Source organism: Candidatus Cyanaurora vandensis (assembly GCF_013285555.1).
Classification (GTDB): Bacteria; Cyanobacteriota; Cyanobacteriia; order Gloeobacterales; family Anthocerotibacteraceae; genus Cyanaurora; species Cyanaurora vandensis.
In genome coordinates this window covers 1-6,148 of sequence record NZ_JAAXLT010000200.1, presented here as the reverse complement: position 1 = coordinate 6,148, position 6,148 = coordinate 1, and the positions used below count along the sequence as shown (strand labels likewise).

Genomic DNA, 6,148 nt, shown 5'->3' with positions numbered 1-6,148 from the left:
TCTCAGGACCGCAGCTCGAATTACCCTCGTCCCCGCCCTGCCCCTCCCGCCCCCAGGGGTCTATCAACTCCGCGTCGGCAGCGGCTCCTACCGCTCTAACAACACGCCTCTCAGCCTCGCTCCCCAAATTACCGCCGTTAATCCGCCTGTACTTACGCCAGCGGGAGACGGTACCTACACCCTGAGCGGTAGCGGTTTCAGCAGTGGGCAGACCGAACTCCTCCTCGAAACCGTCGCCCTCACCGAGACTGCCGCTAGCCCCCCCAGCGCGGGTGAATTCCGGGTTACGCCTACCACGCTCCAATTTGTCTCGCCCAATCTCGCCCCCGGTCCCTACGCCGTGCGGGTCCGGGTGAGCCAAGTCGAAGCTTTACCCGCGTGGTGGGTGGTGTTGCCATGAGTACAACGGTGCTACGGACGGAACAACAACCCGCCTTCCTCGAACGGGTCCGCCTCTATGCCCAACGCCGGGTGCTGTGGTTACGCTGCCTCTGGTCTCAAGACGGTCTGGAACCGGACCAGGGCCTTGCGATTTCCCATGGCGAAGTGGACCGGATTCTCAGTGAACCCCACGCCCTAGCCCAGGAAGAGGCCCTATTTTATGACCAAGACCCGGCCTGTCGTTACCTCAGTCTGCGTGTGCAAGAGACAGAAGCGGCCCTAGCCCAGGACGAGCGGTGGCAGCAGTTGGGGGCGTTATTTGATCTGAGTCCCTGGGAAGCAGATTTCCTCGCCTTGGCCTTGGCGGTGGCGGTGGACCCTCTCCTGCGGCGCGTCTACGGCTACCTCCAGGACGACGCGACCGCCAGTCAAGCAACCCTCTGGTTGGCCCAGGGTTTATTTCGGTGGCCTGTCGGGACCCAGCTAACGCCTGCCAGTGCGCTTATCCGTTGGCGGCTGGTCACAACGAGTCAACCCTGGACTTTGACTAGCCCCTGGACTGTGGACCCCTGGCTCTGGCTCTGGCTCCAGGACTCCCGTGTGCTAGACCCCCAATTAGGTACGGCGGTCCAATGGGCGTTTGCTGAGGAGACCTGTCTCTACCCTGAGCAACTGCAACACATCCAAAAATTCGTCAAGGCTTTCCCGGCCCAGCAACCCTTAGCCGTGCAACTAATTGGACCGGAGGGGGCGGGGAAATGTACCCTCGCCGCCCAGTTTGCCCGACCCAGGCCGCTCTTGAGTGTGAATGCCGGGGCGTTGTTGGGGGGTGAGACGGCCTTAACGGAGGAGCGGGTGGTGCGGGCGGTCCGCCAAGCCCGGCTAGCAGGGGCGTGCGTACACTGGCACCATACTGAGTCGGTCCCCCCTCGGGTTTGGCGAATCCTGACCGGGCCGGGGGTGATGTTCTGGGGGGCGGAGGCTCCCCTACAACCCTTGAATCAGCCGACCACGGTGGTCCACCTCCCGGCCCTGACCCAAGAGACGCGGCTAGACCTCTGGACTCGGCTCACAGGTGAAGCAACCGCCCCCCAGCCCATTACCGATTGGGTGCTAACTCCCGGTGAATTGGCGGCGGCGGCGCGGGTGGCGCGGGCCGGGTCGGAGGCCGTGCGTGCCTACTGTCGCCAGCAATACCAGGGACCGGGGGAGCTTTTTTCACCCCTGCCCTGTCCCTACACCTGGGCAGACCTGGTCTTAGCCCCCACGGTGCAGCAGCGACTCCAGGAACTCGAAACCCAAGCCCAGTTGCGCTGGCAGGTCTATGAGCAATGGGGGTTTGGGCGGCTCTGTCCCTTAGGTAAGGGGATTACGGCCCTTTTTGCCGGACCCAGTGGCACGGGTAAAACCATGAGTGCCCAGGTGATTGCCCAGAGTCTGGGGCTGGAACTCTACCGGGTGGACCTCGCCGGAGTCGTCAATAAATATATCGGTGAGACTGAGAAGCGTTTACGTCAGGTGTTCGCAGCCTGTGAACGGGCGAATGTGCTGTTGTTTTTTGATGAGGCAGATGCACTTTTTGGACAGCGTACCCAGGTCAAAGATGCCCACGACCGTTTCGCCAATATTGAGATTGACTATTTGCTCCAACGGATGGAACAGTTCGATGGGATTGCAATCCTGGCGACTAACCGTAAGGGCGACTTGGACCAAGCATTTCTCCGGCGGATTCGCTTCATTGTTGATTTTTTGCCGCCGGGACCTGGGGAGCGGTTGGCTTTGTGGCAACGGGCTTTGGTTCCCAAAGCCCCCAACGGTGAACAGTTATTGGACCCCTTGGACTGGGATTTTTTGGCCCAGAAGTTGCCTTTGACCGGGGCGGATATCAAGTCAGCGGCCCTCAATGCAGCATTTTTGGCCCGTGCCCAGGGGACCCGGATCTCGATGCAGCACGTCTTAGCCGCAGCGCGGCGGGAATTGGATAAGCACGGGATTGTGATGCGGACGAGTGAATGGGACCCTTCAAAACGTGAGGTGAAATGATGCTCCAGACCGCAACGCCAGAGACGAAAACGCCTGAACCCAGGCGTCGAGTAGAACCCCTTATCGAACCGCGTACCCAGACGATGGGTTGGGGAGGGCATTTAGCAGGAGCTAGAGAACAAAACGTCAATCTTCAGCGCACCTACGGGAATCAAGCGGTATTGCGCTCCAAGAAGAATTTAACCCCTCTGCCTCCAAGCCGGAGCGGACTGATTCAGCGTAAGTGTGCCTGTGGAAATGGGGCGGGGACTTGCGCTCAGTGTCAGCAGCAAGTTTCGCTACAAACCAAACTAAGGATTAGCGAACCGGGCGATCCATATGAACAGGAAGCTGACCGGATTGCCGGAGAAGTAATAAGTGTGCCAGAACCCTTACTACAAAAGGTACCAACTCCTTTGCCTGTCGGACAATCCCCGACCGAAGTACCCCCCATCGTTCAAGAAGCCCTCAATACTCCCGGAGAATCTCTTGATCCCGCAACTCAAGCCTTTATGAAGTCTCGTTTCGGACATGACTTCAGCCAAGTAAGAATACATACTGATTCCAAGGCTGCTGAATCCGCAAAAAGCATAAATTCCCTGGCTTACACGGTGAAACAGGATGTTGTTTTTGGGACGCAGCAATACGCACCCAATACGCAAAAAGGTCGTCAACTACTGGCCCATGAACTAACCCATGTCGTTCAGCAACAACATCAACCGATGGTACAAAGACAGCAAATACCCAGCCCAGGTACTTCCGCAGCGGTAACTAGCTTTACGCTCAACATTACAACGCAAATTGCATGGGCCATTACGGCACTGAGTATTCGACCTGTCCGTGAAGAAGAGACATGGGTTTGTTTAGGTGGAGCGCCTGAGTACGATAAGCCCCGTATCCTACTCAATTATCTAATCCAGTTTCAAGGAAATAATGCCTTTGCTCAACTTGTTGCCCAGAGGCCGCCAGCTATTGATCTTGAAACCTACCTAGATTCAGTTTCTCAATATCTCTGGTCTCTACTTCGCGATCAATTTATGGTGATGATTGCTGACCGTATGCGACGGAATTCAAGCTTTAGAGTCAAAGTTGAACGAGCAGCAGGGGGAGAGGGCTGTGGTAGGGTTCCTTACCTGGAAAGTGGGGATACAGCTATAGTTTAAAACGATGCTGAGTCCACTAGTTCATAGCATCGAAACACGAATGCCAAAGGTAGGAAAATAAAAATGCCCAACCTCACCATTGACTGTCTCACGTTAAAGCTCTCGGGCCTCTCCACCCAGGAGGGACAACGTTTAGCGCAATTACTGGAGGCGCGTTTGGTGAGCGTACCAAGTATTGCTTCGTCGCCAGACCTAGACCATCTCAGCATCACCCTCAATGCTCCACCGGGACAACCGCTAGAGTGGCTGGCTCAGCAGATTGTGGCAGAGATTGTGCGACGGGTAGGACGGACTTTGAACTGACGTAATCAAGGAGGGCGCAAGGTGGCTGGTAATTTTATCCGGGGGGCTTTTGTGGAGTTCATGCCGACCTTCTTGGTCCCGCTGCCGAATGTGATTGTTTTTCAGTACAACCCGGAGACCATGACCCATACCTGGAGTCCCGCTCAAGCCGCCCAGGGTCAGGGCCAAGGCGAGAGCAATCCCCTGGCGGTCCGGGGTGTGCCGGGAGAGATGTTTTCCTTCGGGCTGGCGATGGATGCCCGTGACATGGTGGCGGATGGCAGTGTGGTCGCCCAGGGTCTAGCGGAGGTGAGCGGGATCTATTCACGGATTGCGGCCCTAGAGATGCTCCTGTACCCGACCGGGGCCGTTGGCGAGGGCTTGTTGGGTTCGGTCAGTGTCTCAGCCGGCGGGATCTCACTGGGCGGTTCGGCTGAGGTCCAGCGCGATATCCCCGAATCCCAACTGCCCACGGTACTTTTTGTCTGGGGACCGGGGCGCATCCTCCCGGTGAAAGTGACGAGCTTGACGATTACCGAGACCCTCTACGACGGTCTGCTCAACCCAATCCATGCCGATGCCCAAGTCAGTCTTCAGGTCCTCACCCCCGAGGAACTCAAGTACGTCAGTGGTCCCCTCGCCGGGCTAGCCCAGGGTGCCTATGCCTACTCCCAGGGCTTGCGTCAGGTCCTCGCTGTCGCCAACCTTGCCAATTCCGCTGAGTCTGTGATCGGCATGTTACCCCTTTAGGAGTTAGCCCATGTTTTTCCCCGGTAGCCGCTACCTCAACTGCCTGACCTATACCGTGACGCTCCCCGATGGCACCGTGGTCAAGGCCGTACAACCGCCCCTGCCCCGACCGCGCCCCCTGTTGGGCTATCACCGCCGTCAGGAGGGCCAACGTCTGGACCTCATCGCCAACCGCTACCTGGGCGATCCCCTGGCCTTTTGGCAGTTGTGCGACAGCAACAATACGCTGCTGCCCGATAGTCTCGCCGCCCGTGCCCTAGTCGGCATCCCCCGGCGGAGTTGAACCATGGCAAGCACCTACCGCCTCATTTTCGATGGCACCGCCGCACCCGCTGATTTCTACGCGGACCTCGCCCTGTTGGAGGTGGAGGAGAATGCGGACCTCCCCGGTGCGGTGCAACTCACCCTGCCCGTGAGTCGTTCGGCCCAGGGGGACTTGACGCAGGTGAGCGAGGGGCGTTTTCGGCCCTTGGCGCGGGTGGCGGTGGTGGCAAGGGCGGCGGACCAAGCGGATGAATGTATTTTTGATGGCTATATCTTGGCCCATAAACTCCACTTACAAACGGGGATTACGGCCTCGACGCTGACGGTCTGGGGACAGGACAGTTCCTGGCTGATGAACTTGACAGAAAAAACCCGCGAGTGGGTAGACGTGACCGACAGCGCGGTGGCAAACACGCTTTTTGGGGAGTACGGCATCAGTGCTAGCCCCGACAACACCCAGGAAGACTCGCCCACCCACACCGAGGACACGCAAACTTTGATGCAGCGGGACTCAGATATTCAGTTTTTGCGACAGTTGGCCCGCCGCAATGGCAAGCTCTGCCGGGTGGTCTGCCGGGACCAACCGGGTCAGTATATCGGCTACTTCAGTTCCCCCGCGTTGGACGGCGACCCCGTCGCGACCCTGACCCTCAACGACCCGGCGGCTTGGACCGTGGCAGCCCTGGATTTTGAGTGGGATGTGGCGCGGCCTAGTGCAGTCCAGGCGAGCCAACTGGTATTCAGTGACACGGACCCAGTCCAGGCAGATCTGGCAGAGAGTGGTTTCTCATTGTTGGATGAACGGTCGCTGACGGATTTTGCAGGGAAGCCGATGACGGTACGGCTGACAACCGCCGTGGGTGATGCCGGGGAGTTGCGGTTACGTGCCCAGTCCCTGCTGCGTGAGGCCAGTTGGTTCGTGCGCTGTACCGGGGAGGCGGAGGTGGGGCGGCTCAATATCGTGCTGCGGGTGGGGACGGTGGTGCTGGTGGCAGGGGTGGGGGCACTCAATTCGGGTAAATATTACGTCTGGAGTGTGCGCCACCGGATTACGAGTGAGGCGCACCAAATGAAATTCGTGCTAGTCCGCAATGCCGTGGGACCGGAACCGACGAGGGGAGGGCTTCTATGAACGAACAACTGCTGCTGGAACTGGTGGAACGGGTGCGGGGCCGCTTTTTCGGGAAGTACCGGGGCACCGTTACGGCAGTGGATGCGGCTACCCTTCGCGTTCGTGCCCTCGTCCCGGCGGTGTTGGGGGAGCAGGCGACGGGCTGGTGTACGCC

General features: G+C 58.8%; 7 protein-coding genes. All 7 read left to right on the top strand.

What is annotated here, in order from left to right:
- The coding region (locus tag HFM78_RS14280) for an IPT/TIG domain-containing protein (protein ID WP_287130126.1) at positions 1 to 400 on the top strand (400 nt) is incomplete at its 5' end.
- Positions 397 to 2,424: an AAA family ATPase gene (locus HFM78_RS14275; RefSeq protein ID WP_287130125.1), complete on the top strand. Its 2,028-nt coding sequence runs from the start codon at positions 397 to 399 to the stop codon at positions 2,422 to 2,424. The genes HFM78_RS14280 and HFM78_RS14275, both read left to right, overlap by 4 nt.
- A complete protein-coding gene (locus HFM78_RS14270; protein WP_287130124.1) occupies positions 2,424 to 3,566 on the top strand; it encodes a DUF4157 domain-containing protein in 1,143 nt (380 codons plus the stop codon). Before HFM78_RS14275 ends, HFM78_RS14270 begins: the two co-directional genes overlap by 1 nt.
- 63 nt (positions 3,567 to 3,629) lie before the next feature.
- A complete protein-coding gene (locus tag HFM78_RS14265; RefSeq protein ID WP_287130123.1) occupies positions 3,630 to 3,869 on the top strand; it encodes a hypothetical protein in 240 nt (79 codons plus the stop codon).
- Positions 3,870 to 3,890: 21 nt separating this feature from the next.
- Complete coding sequence (locus tag HFM78_RS14260) at positions 3,891 to 4,598, top strand: hypothetical protein (RefSeq protein WP_287130122.1); 708 nt, start codon at positions 3,891 to 3,893, stop codon at positions 4,596 to 4,598.
- A 10-nt stretch (positions 4,599 to 4,608) separates the two neighbouring features.
- Positions 4,609 to 4,881 carry a hypothetical protein gene (locus HFM78_RS14255; RefSeq protein WP_287130121.1) on the top strand — a complete coding sequence of 91 codons (273 nt, stop codon included), beginning with the start codon at positions 4,609 to 4,611 and terminating at the stop codon, positions 4,879 to 4,881.
- A 3-nt stretch (positions 4,882 to 4,884) separates the two neighbouring features.
- Positions 4,885 to 5,994 carry a phage late control D family protein gene (locus HFM78_RS14250; RefSeq protein WP_287130120.1) on the top strand — a complete coding sequence of 370 codons (1,110 nt, stop codon included), beginning with the start codon at positions 4,885 to 4,887 and terminating at the stop codon, positions 5,992 to 5,994.
- Positions 5,995 to 6,148 lie beyond the last annotated feature (154 nt).

Excerpts from the sequence above, each read along its gene's own strand:
- HFM78_RS14255 (WP_287130121.1), top strand. The coding sequence starts at position 4,609 with ATGTTTTTCCCCGGTAGCCGCTACCTCAACTGCCTGACCTATACCGTG.
- HFM78_RS14275 (WP_287130125.1), top strand. The coding sequence starts at position 397 with ATGAGTACAACGGTGCTACGGACGGAACAACAACCCGCCTTCCTCGAA.
- HFM78_RS14270 (WP_287130124.1), top strand. The coding sequence starts at position 2,424 with ATGCTCCAGACCGCAACGCCAGAGACGAAAACGCCTGAACCCAGGCGT.
- HFM78_RS14265 (WP_287130123.1), top strand. The coding sequence starts at position 3,630 with ATGCCCAACCTCACCATTGACTGTCTCACGTTAAAGCTCTCGGGCCTC.
- HFM78_RS14250 (WP_287130120.1), top strand. The coding sequence starts at position 4,885 with ATGGCAAGCACCTACCGCCTCATTTTCGATGGCACCGCCGCACCCGCT.